At 58.2% G+C, this 16,227-nt stretch carries 13 protein-coding genes and 1 tRNA gene; 8 read left to right on the top strand and 6 right to left on the bottom strand.

All coding sequences use genetic code 11. From position 1 onward, the window contains the following. Positions 1 to 125: 125 nt before the first annotated feature. Positions 126 to 956: a TolB family protein gene (locus tag F617_RS0117745; protein ID WP_019566187.1), complete on the bottom strand. Its 831-nt coding sequence runs from the start codon at positions 954 to 956 to the stop codon at positions 126 to 128. A gap of 192 nt (positions 957 to 1,148) precedes the next feature. On the opposite strand from F617_RS0117745, the gene F617_RS0117740 reads away from it, so the two are divergent. Further along, on the top strand, positions 1,149 to 1,526 hold the full coding sequence (locus tag F617_RS0117740) for a VOC family protein (protein WP_019566186.1): 378 nt from the start codon (positions 1,149 to 1,151) through the stop codon (positions 1,524 to 1,526). Between the two features lie 149 nt (positions 1,527 to 1,675). On the opposite strand, the gene F617_RS0117735 is transcribed toward F617_RS0117740, so the two are convergent. Then, the gene (locus tag F617_RS0117735) at positions 1,676 to 3,355 is read right to left on the bottom strand and encodes an NAD+ synthase (protein ID WP_019566185.1); all 1,680 of its coding nucleotides are present in this window, start codon (positions 3,353 to 3,355) and stop codon (positions 1,676 to 1,678) included. 231 nt (positions 3,356 to 3,586) lie between these two features. On the opposite strand from F617_RS0117735, the gene F617_RS0117730 reads away from it, so the two are divergent. The 3 genes from F617_RS0117730 to sthA all read left to right on the top strand — a co-directional run bounded on the left by F617_RS0117730 (position 3,587) and on the right by sthA (position 8,116). After that, a complete protein-coding gene (locus F617_RS0117730; protein WP_026330918.1) occupies positions 3,587 to 5,527 on the top strand; it encodes an LTA synthase family protein in 1,941 nt (646 codons plus the stop codon). 109 nt (positions 5,528 to 5,636) lie between these two features. Then, complete coding sequence (locus tag F617_RS0117725) at positions 5,637 to 6,170, top strand: DUF1003 domain-containing protein (protein ID WP_003515504.1); 534 nt, start codon at positions 5,637 to 5,639, stop codon at positions 6,168 to 6,170. 542 nt (positions 6,171 to 6,712) lie between these two features. Beyond that, positions 6,713 to 8,116: a Si-specific NAD(P)(+) transhydrogenase gene (gene sthA, locus F617_RS0117720; protein ID WP_003515506.1), complete on the top strand. Its 1,404-nt coding sequence runs from the start codon at positions 6,713 to 6,715 to the stop codon at positions 8,114 to 8,116. A gap of 200 nt (positions 8,117 to 8,316) precedes the next feature. Here the strand turns inward: sthA and F617_RS0117715 are convergent, their stop codons facing one another. Both F617_RS0117715 and F617_RS0117710 read right to left on the bottom strand, forming a co-directional pair. Then, on the bottom strand, positions 8,317 to 8,967 hold the full coding sequence (locus tag F617_RS0117715) for a hypothetical protein (protein ID WP_013636246.1): 651 nt from the start codon (positions 8,965 to 8,967) through the stop codon (positions 8,317 to 8,319). 253 nt (positions 8,968 to 9,220) lie between these two features. Next, a complete protein-coding gene (locus F617_RS0117710; RefSeq protein ID WP_019566183.1) occupies positions 9,221 to 9,760 on the bottom strand; it encodes an AAA family ATPase in 540 nt (179 codons plus the stop codon). A 299-nt stretch (positions 9,761 to 10,059) separates the two neighbouring features. Between F617_RS0117710 and F617_RS0117705 the strand changes: the two genes are divergently transcribed. Beyond that, positions 10,060 to 11,049, top strand: coding sequence for a carbon-nitrogen hydrolase family protein (locus tag F617_RS0117705; RefSeq protein WP_026330917.1), 990 nt, complete (start codon positions 10,060 to 10,062; stop codon positions 11,047 to 11,049). Between the two features lie 140 nt (positions 11,050 to 11,189). Here the strand turns inward: F617_RS0117705 and tig are convergent, their stop codons facing one another. Then, entirely contained in the window at positions 11,190 to 12,668 is a 1,479-nt protein-coding gene (gene tig, locus F617_RS0117700; protein WP_019566181.1) for a trigger factor, read from the bottom strand. A gap of 240 nt (positions 12,669 to 12,908) precedes the next feature. Further along, a tRNA-Leu gene (locus F617_RS0117695) sits at positions 12,909 to 12,991 on the bottom strand. Between the two features lie 659 nt (positions 12,992 to 13,650). Between F617_RS0117695 and F617_RS28025 the strand changes: the two genes are divergently transcribed. From F617_RS28025 to trmFO, 3 genes are all read left to right on the top strand, one after another. Continuing rightward, entirely contained in the window at positions 13,651 to 13,797 is a 147-nt protein-coding gene (locus tag F617_RS28025; protein WP_003502992.1) for a DUF1127 domain-containing protein, read from the top strand. Positions 13,798 to 14,273: 476 nt separating this feature from the next. Beyond that, positions 14,274 to 14,417, top strand: coding sequence for a DUF1127 domain-containing protein (locus tag F617_RS27170; RefSeq protein WP_003515516.1), 144 nt, complete (start codon positions 14,274 to 14,276; stop codon positions 14,415 to 14,417). Positions 14,418 to 14,713: 296 nt separating this feature from the next. Further along, complete coding sequence (gene trmFO, locus F617_RS0117680; RefSeq protein ID WP_019566180.1) at positions 14,714 to 16,171, top strand: methylenetetrahydrofolate--tRNA-(uracil(54)-C(5))-methyltransferase (FADH(2)-oxidizing) TrmFO; 1,458 nt, start codon at positions 14,714 to 14,716, stop codon at positions 16,169 to 16,171. Positions 16,172 to 16,227: the final 56 nt, after the last annotated feature.

Below are 16,227 nucleotides of genomic sequence, written 5' to 3'. Positions count from 1 at the left end.
ACAAAGATTGCAAATACAAGTATCTTGCGCAGCGATGCGGCAATGTGACCGTGGCCACCTCACCTGCGTATTGCGGCCTTCAGCCGCCGCGCCGACGCGCGCCGGCTGAAGCACTCCCTACCGCATCACCCAACGGGAAAATACCGCACATAAGCGAACTCATCCCCGTCCGGTGACCAGTTGGGCGAATTCATCGTTCCCTGCCCGCCGAAAAGGTCAAACAGCGTTTCGGCATTACCGCCATCCATATCCATCAGCCGCACGCGCACGTTGAGGTCGCGCGGATGGTCGAAGACATCGGCGTCGTAGGAGACGAAGACGACTTTGTCACCGCTGGGAGACGGATGCGGGAACCAGTCGCCATAGGCGCTGTCGGTGATACGCTCGACGGCCGAGCCATCCACCCGCACGCGCCAGATCTGCATCTGGCCGGTGCGGCTGGAGTTGAAATAGATCCATTCTCCATCCGGCGAATAATCCGGCCCGTCATTGCGGCCCTCACCATGGGTAAGGCGTGTCTCAACGCCGCTGTCTATGTCCATGGAATAAATATCGAAAACCTGATCGCGAATGCCGCAATAGGCGAAACCTTTCCCGTCCGGCGACCAGCCGTGCCAGTAGGACGGAAGGTTCCTAGTCATCAGACGCGGCGTTCCGCCCGTCGAAGGCAGCAGATAGATGGCACTCTTGCCGAACTCCACCTTGTCGGAAATGGCATAAAGCGAACCGTCAGGCGAAATGCCGTGGTCATTGTTGCAGATTGTCGCAAAGCCAGTATCGACCTTTTCCGGCGAAGGGTCGCCGGCAAGTGACAGGCGATAAAGCAGACCGTCGCAGTTCAGAAGCAGGTATTTCCCGTCCGGCGACCAGTTCGGAGCCTCGAACAGCTCCGGCGTCTGCCAGACCACCCGCATCTGCCGGGTGCGGATGTTGAAGATTTCGATGGAACTGCGCATGCTGCCTCCCGGGCCTTTCGATCGTCTGGCGTGGAGCGTTGAATGGCACAAACAATCCGTTTGCATCCGCCACCGCCGTGATTATGATCCTATTGCCGCAGGCACCGCCCTGCAAATTCAAATAGGAAAAAACAGCAGCGTTCCGGCACCGCCCGCACCCCTGCCCGTTTCTCCCAGATCCGAGGTTCCGCGATGAACACCATCGCCGATCACGGCATCCGCTTCGGTCGGATCGCCGCAATGCTTCCTGTCAAGAATATCGAAAAGGCCCATGACTTTTATGTCCGTGTGCTGGGCTTCGAAAAGACCTTCGAAAACGGCAACCCTGTCGGTTTCATGATCCTGAAACAAGGTAATTCCGAGTTGCACCTGACATTGCAGTCAACGCACAAACCGGCCCCCTTCAATGTGGCGCATATGCTGGTCAGCGACGCCGACGCGCTGCACGCGCTTTGCGAAAGCCACGGGCTTCGCATCATCAAAAGTCTGCAGGACAAGGATTATGGCCTGCGGGCCTTCGTTTTCGAAGACCCGGATGGCAACCGCATCGATGTGGGGCAGGTTATTTAACGAGATAGGGAAACGGCGCGGCGTGTCCGCGCCGTTGGAGGAAAAGGATGCTTCTTCGCCATCGATATATGGCGAATCCGCAGCATCCGCACTCCGTCACCCCGAACTAGATTCGGGGTCCAGCAAGCTCCCTCCATGCCTTCCTTCGACTACCTGTCCCTGAACCGGTTGGTAATCGGATAACGGCGATCGCGGCCGAAGTTCTTCTTCGTGATCTTCACCCCGGGCGCGGATTGGCGGCGTTTGTATTCGGCGAGATAGAGCAGATGCTCGATCCGGTGCACCGTCGCGATATCATGGCCACGCGCGAGGATTTCCTCGACCGACATTTCCTTTTCCACCAGGCACTCCAGAATATCGTCCAGCACCGGATAGGGCGGCAGCGAATCCTGGTCTGTCTGGTTGGGTCGCAATTCGGCGGATGGCGCCTTGGAGATGATATTGGCGGGGATCACTTCGCCGGATGGCCCGAGCGCGCCCGGCGGCACATGGGAATTGCGCCAGCTGGAGATGGCGTAGACCTGCATCTTGTAGAGGTCCTTGATGGGATTGAAACCGCCATTCATGTCGCCATAAAGCGTCGCATACCCCACCGACATTTCCGACTTGTTGCCTGTTGTCACCACCATCGAGCCGAACTTGTTGGAAACAGCCATAAGAATGGTGCCGCGTGTACGGCTCTGCAGGTTTTCTTCGGTAATGCCTTCTTCCGTGCCTTCGAACATTTCCGAAAGCGACGACAGGAACCCATCCACCGGTTCGGCAATGGGCACGATATCGTAACGGCAGCCAAGTGCCCTGGCGCAATCGGCTGCGTCCTTCAGCGAATCCTCGGAGGTGTAACGATAGGGCAGCATGATGCAGCGCACCCGCTCTTCGCCCAGCGCATCAACAGCAAGCGCAGCGCAGATCGCCGAATCGATACCGCCGGAAAGGCCGAGAACCACGCTCTTGAAGCCGTTCTTGTTGACGTAATCGCGAAAGCCCAGCATGCAGGCGCGGTAATCCGCCTCCTCGCCTTCAGGGATTTTCGAGAAAGGACCGCTCTCGCAGCGCCAGCCTTCTGCGGTGCGTTTCCAATCGGTAACGGCAAGGGTCGCTTCGAACTGGCTCATCTGGAAGGCAAGGGTCTTGTCGGCATTGAAACCGAAGCTCGCGCCGTCGAAAACCAGCTCGTCCTGCCCGCCAAGCTGATTGGCGAAGACCAGCGGCAAGCCGCTTTCGATTACCTGTTTCAGCGCCACCTGATGGCGCACATCCAGCTTGCCGCGATAATAGGGTGAACCATTCGGCACCAGCAGGATTTCCGCCCCGCTTTCGGCAAGCGTTTCGCACACACCCATATCGTTCCAGATTTCCTCGCAGATCGGAATGCCGATCCTGACACCGCGGAAATTATAGGGACCGGAGATCGAACCTTCGGCGAAAACACGCTTTTCATCGAATTCGCCGTAATTTGGCAGGTCGATCTTGTCACGCAGCGCGATGATCTTGCCGCCATCCAGAAGCGCAACCGAATTGTGCCGGCCCGTTTCGCCCTGACGCGGAAAGCCGATGACGACGCCCGGCCCGCCATCGGCGGTTTCCGCCGCCAGTTCTTCCACGGCCTTCAGGCACGCTTTCAGAAAAGCCGGCTTCAATACCAGGTCTTCCGGCGGATAGCCGGATATGAACAGCTCGGTCAGAAGCAGGAGATCGGCACCCTGCGTCGCCGCATCGGCCCGTGCTTCGCGCGCCCTGGCGAGATTGCCCGCCACGTCGCCAACAGTCGGATTGAACTGCCCGACGGCAATTCGAAGATGGTTTTTGATGTCGTGTCTGTCGCTCATGGCTTTTCAATACCGCGCCCGTGCCCGCTCCGCAACGCGGCAATTGCATGCCGCACCACCTTGATAGGATGAAGCCGCAACAGGCATTCACGCTAAGGTTATCACCGCACCGGCCACACTCCGCAAAGTTCATGTCGCGTTCATCGCGCTTATGTGACAGTTACATGACAGTTTTGCGACGCCCCGATTCACCTCCCCGAATTGCGCGGTGTTGCCTCGTAATACCGGAGTATGAGTTTGAGAAATTCGGCGCCAAAAACAACGGCTTCCGAAAAGACTGATTTTGTCTTTTCGCCTGCATGGACGCGGAGCCTTTCCAAGCTTTCGGGTAAGGCCTACACGCTTGCCAATCTGACATTTTCGTCGGTCGTGCTTGTCGTCGCGCTGGAATGGATCGCCCGCGGTTCGCTAGTTGATGTCGGCACCTTCCTCACCTCATCCGCCCGCCCCGGCATGACCACCATCGCCGCCGTGCTGCTGCTGCTCGTAGCGCTCGATTCCATCCTCGGCCGCCGTTACCTGTCGCTCATCGCCGTTGCGCCGCTTTGCGCGCTGACAGGGCTTATTTCCGCGCAGAAACAGACCTATCTCTCCGATCCGCTTTATCCCTCCGACCTGCTGTTCGGCCGGCAGATCCTCGAGCTTCTGCCCACCATGCTGAAAGCCCAGCCGCTGACGGCCGTGCTGGTCGGCCTTGGCCTTTGCGCCACGGTTGCGGCCCTTTCCACCCTGTGGCTGCTGGCGCGGCGTTATTCGCCGGGCTTGAGCTGGCGCGAACGCGCCGCAGGTCTTGTGCTGGCGCTGCCGCTTCTGGCCGGCCTCGCCTCGCTCATGGACTATTCGCATTATTCGTGGGTGCGCGATCGTCTCAACATCATCCCCATGATGTGGGATCAACAGGAGAATTACCGCCATAACGGTTTCCTGATGGCCTTTGCCTTCAATATTCCCATGGCCAACGTCTCGGCGCCGCAGGGTTACGGCGAAAACAGCATCGCAGACCTGACCTCGGAACCCGCCGCCTTTGCCGCCAACACGGGCGATTACCCTGATGTCATCATGTTGATGAGCGAATCGCTGTGGGATCCGACACGGCTTGAAAACGTGAAGCTCTCTGCCGATCCGATGCCCAACATCCGCGCCAAGCAATCCGGCAACGTGTTCTCGCCGGAATTCGGCGGCATGACGGCGAATGTGGAATTCGAGGCGCTGACCGGCTTTTCCAACGCCTTCCTGCCCTATGGCAGCATTCCCTACCAGCAATATATCCGCCGCCCGGTGCCCTCGCTTGCCAGCTTCTTCCGTGGCGAAGGGTATTCGGCCATCGCCATGCATCCGTTTCAGGAATGGTTCTGGAACCGCAAGGAAGTTTACAGGAATTTCGGCTTCGAGGAGTTCCGCTCGGAAGAGACATTGCCGCCCATGGAAAAGCGCGGCAACTTCGCCTCCGACGACGCGCTGATGGACCAGATCATGGTGGCCGCGGACGATGCGCGCAACCCGCTCTTCCTCTTCGCCGTCACCCTGCAGGGACACGGACCTTACGAGGCGGGCCGTTATGCCAGCGACACCATCGGCATAGAGGGCAATCTCTCCGCTTCCGCATCGCAGGCGCTTGGTACCTATGCGCAGGGTGTGGCGGAGGCCGACGACGCCCTTCTGAAGCTGATGCGCTGGGCAAAAAAGCGCGAGCGCGAAACCATCATCGTGCTCTTCGGCGATCACCTGCCGCCGCTTGGCCAGACATTCGTGGAAAGCGGCTACATGCCGGGCATGGTGGCCAGCCGCCGCGCGCCGCTGGAAATCATGAAAAAGGAACACGAGACGCCGCTCGTCGTCTGGTCCTCGAAGACGGGGGTGCGCAAGAATATCGGCACCATCAGCCCGGCGCTGTTGCCCTATCACGTACTGAAAACAGCCGGTTTCTCAGACCCCTTCTATACGGGGACTTTGGGTGAAGTGCAGGATGCGTTTTCCGTCCTCGACCGGCATATGCTGGTGGCAACGGATGGCAAGGCGCTGCCCGACTGGTCGATTTCACCCAATTCCATTCCGGACGTGGTGCGCAATTATCGCCTGCTGCAATTCGACATGATGTTCGGCGAGCAATATGGCCGAGAGCGCTTCTTCCCCGGCTTCAACTGGGTAAATGACGCCACGCCGTCAGTCTGATGGGTCTGGATGGCTGAACGGCATGGCAGCGGAAATCGTTTGAATTCCATTGCCATGCGGGTTTATCTCGACAGGGCCTTACCGAACCATCAGCACCACGAGAAGCACCGTGTCAGACATCTCCGACTATATCGTTTCGCACTTCAAGCGCTCCTCCCGGGAAATCGGCGAGGTCGAGCGTCGTATTCTGGAACTGTCGCACCAGAAAAAGCTGGTCTCGACCGACACCAATGCGGAATTTTCCGCCGGGGCAAACCTGGGCGACAGGCTGGCCGACAGCATTGCAAGGGTTGGCGGCTCCTGGGGATTTATCCTCAGCTTCTGCTTTTTCCTGGTGTTCTGGGCAATCATCAACACCATCGTGCTGACGACGCGGGCCTTCGACCCCTACCCCTTCATCTTCCTCAATCTTCTGCTCTCCATGCTCGCGGCCATCCAGGCGCCGATCATCATGATGTCGCAGAACCGGCAGGCCGCTCGTGACCGTTTCGAGGCCGCCAAGGATTATGAGGTGAACCTGAAAGCCGAGCTTGAGGTGCTGTCTCTGCACGAAAAGATCGACGTGAAGGTACTGGCCGAACTGGCAGCACTCAGGCAGGACCTCGCTGCCCTTCACCGCCATGTGACCCGGAAAGAAGACTGACGAAAAAGAACCGGCGCGCGAAAATCCATCCCCGCTTTTCCCCGCGCCTCCTTACCCTGTTATCTTGAATGCAGTCCTGCCGGGTAGACGCCAGACGTGGCGTAAACCGAAGGACGGTCCTGGTGGTGGGAACGGTGGCACGTTCATGGTGACAGGACCATTTCGCAAAAGGCCGTGCACTGCCTCTTGCGAAATACGGCTTTCTGGAATGCCCGGTTGCGCAAGCATCCGTACAATCCAACCCCAATCAGCGCGTGACCGGGCACAACCCGTCTGAAACTACGAAAACCCGACGGCGAAGGCCGTGCCGGGCGCAAAGGCGCATCTTTGCGTCGCAAAACGACAAGCGGGCAAAACGGTTACGAATCCGTCAGATTATTGCGCTACAGATTGACGCAGGCGTTTGTTGCATTGCACTCTCGTGTGCAAGGCTGACAAGGGAATCACTTCCCCTGGTCAAAATGGCATCACGACCATTTCGCGGCAGCGCCATCCCGGATGCGACATCCGGTCATTGCAATACATTCTGTTCCGGGGTTTTCATGTACCAGTTCGATCTGATTGTTATCGGCAGCGGTCCGGCGGGAAGACGCGCCGCCATCCAGGCCGCCAAGCTCGAAAAGAGGGTTCTGGTCATCGAGAAGGGCAGCCGCGTCGGCGGCGTTTCGGTGCACACAGGTACCATCCCTTCCAAGACATTGCGCGAAACCGCGCTCAATCTCACCGGCTGGCGCGAACGCGGTTTTTATGGCCGCTCCTACCGCGTCAAGCAGGAAATCGACGCGGACGATCTGCGCCGCCGCCTGCTGATCACGCTCGACCACGAGGTCGAGGTGCTGGAACACCAGTTCGCCCGCAACCGCGTGCAGCACATTCGCGGCACGGCAAGCTTCGTCGATGCCAACACGGTGAAGGTGGTGAAGAACGACGGTGAAGTCATGAACGTCACCGGCGCTTCCATTCTGCTCGCCATCGGCACGCGGCCCTACCGGCCACCGCATATTCCCTTCGACGGCGCGGCAGTGCTCGATTCGGACGAGATACTCGAGATCAAGGAACTGCCGCGCTCCATGGTCGTTGTCGGCGCGGGCGTCATCGGCATCGAATATGCCACGATCTTCAGTGCGCTCGACACGCAGGTAACGGTGGTGGAACCGCGCGAAACCATGCTGGAATTCATCGACAAGGAAATCGTCGAGGACTTCACCTATCAGTTGCGCGACCGTAACATGAAGCTGATCTTCGGCCAGAAAGCGGAAAAGGTGGAGCGCGACGACAGCGGCAAATGCCTCGTTTCGCTCAGCAACGGCCGCGTCCTTAAAGCCGAGACGGTTTTGTTCGCCGCCGGACGCGTCGGCGCAACCGATACGCTCAATCTTTCCGCCTGTGGGCTGGAAGCCGACAGCCGCGGCCGCCTGAAGGTCAATCCCGAGACCTTCCAGACAACAGTGCCGAACATTTACGCCGCCGGCGATATCATCGGTTTTCCAAGCCTCGCCTCCACCTCAATGGAACAGGGCCGTATCGCCGCCCGCCACGCGGTCGGTGCACCGGCCGGTGAACCGCCGCAGTTCTTCCCTTACGGCATCTATGCCGTTCCGGAAATCTCCACCTGCGGCCTGACGGAAGAAGAAGTCACTGAACGCCACATTCCCTATGAATGCGGCATCGCCCATTTCCGCGAAACCTCACGCGGCCATATCATGGGTCTCGACAGCGGGTTGCTGAAGATGATCTTCTCGCTGAAAACCCGCCGCCTGCTCGGCGTCCACATCGTCGGCGAAGGTGCCACCGAACTGGTGCATATCGGCCAGGCGGTGCTGAACCTGAAGGGTACGGTGGAGTATTTCGTAGAGAACACCTTCAACTACCCCACGCTTGCCGAGGCCTACAAGATTGCCGGTCTCGACGCGTGGAACCGCATGGGTGAGCTGAAGAAGGATTGAGGCTGGTGTTGCGGGTGGAGATCGTTTGCAATGTGCGCAAACCTCTCCTCCGTCATGCTCGGGCCTGTCCCGAGCATCTGCAAGGTCACGATTTTATGCGACGTGATTAGATCCATGGGACAAGCCCAAGGATGACGCCGAATGCGACGCAAGAACGTCCATCACTTTCTGCTCATCCATACGATAACCGGTGACGCCCCTCACCACCGAATACTATACCGCGCACTCACACCCGGCCGAAAATGATCCGCATATCCCTGATCGAGCGTTCCGCGCACTGTCAGGTGATCGCCGATCTTCTGCTCCACGGCCACGCCGCTGCTGAACTCGTTGAAGCTGTTGCGGCTTGCCCCCGTCAGCACGAAAGCCGTGCCGGTTTCCGAGCGGGAAAGGCGCAGCGACTGCGATACATCCAGGCCGTTCCATTGCTGCGCCGTGCCGTCATAACGCACCGTGAAATTTCGGTTGGCCTCGATATCCAGTTCCGGCGTAACGATGCGTTTCTGTCGCGACGTCATGGAAACGCTGCTCGACCCCGTCAACGCGTTGAAGAGGACACCGACATCACGGGCAAGCGAAACACCGGGCAGCTGCTCCGCCAGCAGCGTGACATTGCCCCACAACCTTACTGGCGTATCCACCACCTGCCCCGTCCTGGAGGCATTCATGCCCATTTCCAGCCCCGCCCGGATCGGCGTCTCGACCGGCAGCTTCGCACCGATACGCGCCGTATAGGAACGATCGGAATTCTTGACCGGCTTCCAGATCAACTCCGGCTCATCGGCACGGGCGTTGGTGCCAATCGCGGCGAACAGAGAAAACAACAGGGCGAAGCCCGTTCGTGGCGACATATCTTGTCCCCTGGCAAATTAAGGCCGCACCGGGTGAACCCGGCATGCACGGTAAAAGCTTAAGGCCAAAGGTTTTGGCAGCGATGACAGCCGCGCGTTGGCGGCCATGTTTCCTGACGGCTGCACAGGCAGCCAAGGCAAATCATGCTGCGCAGGGTGCCAGATGAACGGGAGATGAACAAGAGCAGATGCAGCAAAAAATCATGCTGCACTGCATTGTGATCAAAACGAAGGTGACGGGAAGATCAGCGTCTTAATTTCCTGCCTTCGGAACATTGCAACGAGCCAGAATATCATCCACCACCACTCCCAAAGACCTCGATGAATCAATGGCAGATGCACCGACTGGAAGGTCTTCTTTCGTTGCGTGGAGTTGCAGGACAAATTGTCTTTCGGCCAGATTGCCACCGAACTCATCCTCCGGCCTGGCAGCCAGCCGTCTTAGTAAGGTCGCTGCATCGACATCCAGAACGAAGACCTCATCGAACAGATCTATAAAGCATCGAAAATTTCTCGATCCGCCGCAGAAGAAGGTGACGGCGTGCTCTTGATCAGCCACAAGCTGCCGAACTTTTTCGACATTCCAGATGTGATGTCGGTGACGGAAGGCGATTTTTGTGTCGTCGCCCTGAAACAGCGCGACATCCATGGGTTCGCCCGTTTCGGGGTCGCCTTTGTAAGCCAGTTCACGGTCGCCGTGAATCACATGAAGGCCGCGTTGCTGAAGTTCCGTTGCAACCGAGGTTTTACCAGCCCCGGAGACACCCTCGATCAAATAATTTCTTCTGCCCATCGCCGCGACTGCCCAACGCCCTGTCATGCCTTCTGAAGATAATATTCGAGAAAGACGTGAAGATGTCGGAGTGTCGAATTCTCCGGTTCATGTAATGCGAAATTGCGGTAGCTTGACGACTCAACGTTTTCCCACTGATAGTGACAAAAAGGCGAAGCCTGCGCCTAACCTCCCAGACCTTCCCCAGCATGGTCTTGAACGGAGGCAAAGGGACTTTCGTTGTCTCTGGCTACTGTCTTGGTCCGATCGTTTCGGGCGGGTTGCTGGGGAATCGCGTCCGGGACGTGAAAGGCCTGATCATGACGCAAAATAATAATTTCAAACGCCGCGTAAGAGCTCGTGCAGCGAAAACCGGCGAGTCCTATACGGCGGCGCTCAAGCATATCCGCCGAACTCCCGACATGCCAGTTAGCCCTTCTTTACGAATGGCTGTCGCGCAAACGTCGCTGGTCGACGACCCTCGTATGGTTTCGGCACTGAAAGCAGCCGGGCAAGAAATGCGTCGCCTCATGTGCGATGCCCATAAGGCCGGCGCCCGTCTCATCCATTTTCCGGAAGGGGCAACGTGCTGGCCCAATAAACGCATCATGTCCGAAACTGGGCCGAGAGAAATCGGGCCTTCCGACTGGACGCGCTTTGAATGGGAAACTCTGCGCAGAGAACTGGAAGCGAGCAGAAAACTGGCGCGAAGGCTGAAGCTTTGGACGATTCTCGGGTCCGTCCATCAGCTTACTCCGCCACATCGACCGTATAACAGCCTGTACGTCATCTCCGATCGCGGGAAGCTTATAACTCGCTACGATGAGCGCCTGCTGTCGAACACCAAAATCTCGTTCATGTACTCGCCGGGAACTGTACCGGTGACGTTTGAAATCGATGGCTTCCGTTTTGGTTGCGCGCTCGGCATGGAGGCGCACTACCCAGAAATATTCATGGAATACGAGACGCTGAACGTCGATTGCGTGCTGTTTTCCACCGCAGGTGATGGCCCGTCCAATGCCCCGGCTTTTGCAGCCGAAATATTGGGGCATGCGGTGAGCAACACCTATTGGGCCAGCTATTCCACCTTGGCGGCTCAGAGTACAGCTGCTCCCTCGGGAATCGCCGCACCGGATGGCCGTTGGGTGGCGCAATGCCCGATGAACGGTTTACCGGCTATCGCGATAGCAGACATTGCTATCGATCGTGAAAATCCCGCACGACCATGGCGGCGAAAAGCCCGCAGCGATCTATATGCGCCTCATCAGGTGAATAATGATCCCAGAAGCGATAGCCGGGAGCAATTTTAACAGGCGAGATCGGTCAGCGGCGCGGTTTGGGTCCGCTGGCCACCGCGCAAGGCGGATGGACCGCATCGCCCAGACGAAACAAAAAAAGGCCGCAGCTTTCGCCACGGCCCTTCCATTCATTCAGCTTTCGCCCGCCAAGATTATTCGGCGTCGGCCTCAGTGGCCTTCTTCTTGGCCGGAGCCTTCTTCTTCGGAGCGGCTTCTTCGCCTTCAGCGGCGTCGTCAGCCTTGGCAGCAGCCTTTTTCTTGGCAGGCGCCTTCTTCTTGGTTTCCGTTGTTTCTTCGCCGTCGTCAGCCAGAAGCTCTTCCTTGGAAACGGTCTTGTCCGTTACCGAGATTTCCGTGAGCAGCTTGTCGATGACCTTTTCTTCGAAGATCGGAGCGCGCAGCGAAGCGGAAGCGCCGGGGGTGTTGCGGAAGAAATCGAGGATTTCTTTCTGCTGGCCGGGGAACTGCTGCAGCTGCTGGAACAGCGCGCGCTGCATTTCTTCTTCGGTCACTTCGACGCCAGCCTTTTCGCCGATTTCGGAGAGAACGAGGCCGAGACGAACGCGGCGTTCAGCGAGCTTGCGATATTCTTCGCGGGCTTCTTCTTCCGTGGTGTCTTCGTCAGCAAATGTCTTGCCGGACTGGGCAAGATCGGTGTTGATCTGGCGCCAGATGTTGTCGAATTCGGCATCGACGAGGCCAGCCGGCGTGTCGAACTTGTACATTTCGTCGAGCTGGTCGAGAATCTGACGCTTGACCTTCTGGCGGGTTACGTTGCCGTACTGGCTTTCGATCTGGCCGCGAACGATTTCCTTCAGCTTTTCAGCCGATTCGAGACCGAGCTTTTCCGCCAGTTCGTCGTTGATTTCAACAGCAGCGGCAGCAGCAACTTCCTTGACGGTGATGTCGAAGTTGGCTTCCTTGCCTGCAAGGTTCGCAGCCGGGTAGTCAGCCGGGAAAGTCACGGTGATGGTCTTTTCGTCGCCGGCCTTGACGCCAACGAGCTGGTCTTCGAAGCCGGGGATAAAGCGGCCAGAACCGAGAACCAGTTCAGCGTCTTCAGCAGCGCCGCCATCGAAGGCTTCGCCATCAACCTTGCCGAGATAGTTCATGGTGACGCGGTCGCCTTCGGCGGCCTTGCCCTTTTTGGCTTCAAAGGTACGGGCGCTCTCAGCGATCTTGAGGATCTGCTCGTTGATTTCGTCTTCGGAGACTTCAACAACTTCGCGGGTAACCTTGATGCCGTCATTGGCCTTCAGTTCGATGGCCGGAATGATTTCGTAGGCAACGGTGAATTCGAAATCGGTTTCAGCCGAAAGGATCTTTTCGGCTTCCTGCTCGTCTTCGGTCATGGAGATGGCCGGCTGCGTTGCAGACTTCTCACCGCGGCTGGAAAGGATTTCGGAAGGCTTTTCACGAACCAGCTCGTTGACGAGGTCGGCCATGATGGACTTGCCATACATCTTCTTCAGATGGCCCATCGGCACCTTGCCGGGACGGAAACCGTTGATGCGAACCTTGTCCTTGGCGTCAACCAGGCGCTCGTCCAGACGGGCCTTCATGTCGGCAGCCGGGATAACGACCTTGAGTTCGCGCTTCAGGCCTTCAGCCAGCGTTTCGATAACCTGCATTTTCTCAAACCTTCACATCATGGCGGCGGTGCTCAGACAGCCGTTGGTTTACTTTCGAGCACTGCGCCGGAAACGTCGTTCCCCGGCCGTGGCTTCCATTATTTCTTTACACAAGCGCCTGCCGGACAAAATTGCGCTCGCGCCGGAGACAAGGGCGCGAAGGGGATGATGAACCCCAAAGCTCCCTGCATCACTAAGGATGCACTCTGGCACAAGCGTGGCACAGCCATGCTTTACTTGTGGTGCGGGTAGAGAGACTCGAACTCCCACGCCGAAGCGTTGGTACCTAAAACCAATGCGTCTACCAATTCCGCCATACCCGCACGTTGGGCGGCGGTATGTCACAATGTTCTGGAAGGGTCAAGCACACCTTATCGCCGCGTCCCGTTTCGCCCGGACTTTTCTTGGGTCCCCGCCCCAGCCGCAAAAGCCGGCCGGTACGTTCTTGCCGTTTCGTGCCCGCATGAAAGGGAACGGCGCGCCCGCAAACGGTGACACGAGAGGCCGCAAAACTGCGCGCGCCGTCTCCCTCTTTCCCGTCCCGCTTCACATGTCCCGACAGGAAAAACGCGCAACATTTATGCGGCTACATGACATTATATATATGACGTGCCGCCCGTCATTTTACGAGAACGCGCGCCTCCAGCCGAAGCCCTTATACGAACGACCTTTGCATCCCCATCCTTGCCTCTGCCCTGCCCGACCCGTTGTATTCAGCCGGACCGCACGGCTTGGCAGCGACAGATGCCGCCAAGTTCACTAAAAGCACACAAATTGGTCACAAATTATGCAGTAACCGCCGCAATTGGGGTCATTTACCGGCTTGCTTTGCGTTCCATGCATAGGTGGCATCTTGCTTTGTCTGTTTTTGTTTTTATTAAACCGATTATATTCATGGTCATACAGAGATCGAGTTCAGCCCCGAGCCTAATCCTCCTAAGACGGGCCGGAAATGCTGGACAGCACGAAGAGGAAGATGACAATGAACATTACACGCTCGCTCACCAACTGGCGCAAGTATCGTCAGACCGTAACCGAACTCGGCCGCATGACCGACCGCGAACTGAATGACCTCGGCATTGGCCGTCAGGACATCCGTCGCGTCGCACGCACCGCCGTCGGCATCTAATACTCTCCGCCGCTTGAAGCGGCGGATGCGAGACGACCTTCCCAAAAGGCCAGAGGCTCCCGCCTCCGGCCTTTTTTTTCGTTCTGGCACCCTCTCGGAACCGAGCCGCGCCGCCCACCGGCATGTGCGCGTGACAAACAGATGAAAAATGCATCGATTAGGCGGCTGCATCCGGCATGTCTGAAGAGCCCGAACGCCCTTCAAGCACCGCTGAGGGGAGCAAAAAGCCGGTCCAACACCGCCAATGGCCGCAAACCCCTTCAAAACCGCCCGAAAGACAGGCATTTCCGCTCATATTTTGCTCATACGGTAGTCAAAGCCGCAAATTTAGCCGACATAGTGCACAAATGCATGGCAGTCGCCTAAATTCTGCACTGCACAACATGGCTCAATGTCTATATATAAAACCTCAACAGCCGAGAGCACAGAAACACTGAGCCGGCCGACGAAATCAAAGAAAGATTGAGGAAACGATCATGAACCCTATCCGCATCGCAAAGAACTGGATCTCCTACCGTCGCACGATCAACGAACTTGGCAGCCTGTCCAACCAGGCCCTGAGCGACATCGGCCTGACACGTTACGACATCCGTAACGTAGCTTCCCGTTCGTTCCGCTAAGGCGTAAAAGATCGTCCCGCTGCCCGACCTCCAGGGCGCGACGATTGAGCGACAGGTAAAAGAAAGCGGCGCCTCTGGCGCCGTTTTTGATTCTGGCGGTATTCGCCGGAGATTTTTGGCTTACAAGCATAGAGACCACATTCCCTCCGCCCCAATCGTGCCACCCGCAAAAACATTTGGCTGTCGCAGCCATGCATGGTAGTGCATCGCCCTGAAAAACGCGTCCTTCGGGACCCGCGCGGAACAATCACTCGAAAGACAGCCGCCGGAGGGGAGCTTTTGCCCCCACGCGGCCTATGGGCGCCAGCATGCAAGACAAGACCTATTCTCCCATTCACGTCGTGGGCGGCGGACTGGCCGGTTCGGAAGCCGCCTGGCAGATCGCTGAAAGCGGCGTTCCAGTCATCCTGCACGAAATGCGCGGCGTGCGCGGCACGGAAGCGCACAAGGGCGATACGCTGGCGGAACTGGTCTGTTCCAACTCCTTCCGCTCCGACGATGCGACCGCCAATGCAGTGGGCGTCATCCATGCGGAAATGCGGCTTGCCGGCTCGTTGATCATGGCCTGCGCCGACAGGCATCAAGTGCCTGCCGGCGGCGCGCTTGCCGTCGATCGCGACGGATTTTCTCAGGCCGTCACGGACCGGCTCGAAAGTCACCCGCTGGTGACGATCCTGCGCGAAGAGGTTTCCGGTCTGCCGCCGAAGGAATGGGGCAGCAGCATCATCGCCACCGGCCCGCTCACCTCGCCGGATCTGGCGGCGGCGGTTCAGGCCGAGACGGGTGAGGATGCCCTGGCATTCTTTGACGCCATTGCCCCCATTGTGCACCGCGACAGCATCAACATGGATATCTGCTGGTACCAGTCGCGTTACGACAAGGTTGGCCCCGGCGGCACGGGCAAGGACTACATCAACTGCCCGATGAACGAGGAGCAGTACAACGCCTTCATCGACGCGCTGATCGCCGGCGACACGGTGGGTTTCAAGGAATGGGAAGGCACACCCTATTTCGACGGCTGCCTGCCAATCGAGATCATGGCTGAACGCGGCCGCCAGACGCTCCGCCACGGGCCTATGAAACCGATGGGCCTGACCAACGCCCACAACCCCACCGTCAAGGCCTATGCCGTGGTCCAGCTTCGCCAGGACAATGCGCTCGGCACGCTTTACAACATGGTGGGTTTCCAGACCAAACTGAAATACGGCGCGCAGGCGGATGTATTTCGCATGATCCCGGGTCTCGAAAATGCGGAATTCGCCCGTTTGGGCGGCCTGCACCGCAACACCTATATCGATTCCCCCGTCCTACTCGATCCATCGCTGAAGCTGAAATCCCGGCCTGACCTGCGTTTTGCAGGCCAGATCACCGGCTGCGAAGGGTATGTGGAAAGCGCCTCCGTCGGACTTCTGGCCGGCCGTTTCGCTGCCGCCGAACGGAAAGGCGAGACCCCGAGCCTGCCGCCCGCAACGACAGCCCTCGGCTCACTTCTCAACCACATCACCGGCGGGCATCTTTCCTCGAATGATGAGCCGGGCAAACGTTCCTTCCAGCCGATGAACATCAATTTCGGCCTCTTCCCAGAACTGGAGCCAGGCTCCATCGTCAAGCCGGAAGGCGTGAAACGTTTTCGCGGCAAGGACAAGACAATCATGAAACGCCAGCTCGTTGCAGCGCGGGCGTTGAGGGATTGTGCGACGTGGCTTGGGGTGGAACACGTCGCAACGGAACAAGAGAGCGACGCAACGCCATAGGCCCTGCCCGCATGTATCAGCCAAAATAAAGGGGCGTGTTTCCGCACACCTGCTTT

The organism is Agrobacterium sp. 10MFCol1.1 (assembly GCF_000381165.1).
Classification (GTDB): Bacteria; Pseudomonadota; Alphaproteobacteria; order Rhizobiales; family Rhizobiaceae; genus Agrobacterium; species Agrobacterium tumefaciens.
This window is presented reverse-complemented; position numbering and strand designations above follow the sequence as displayed.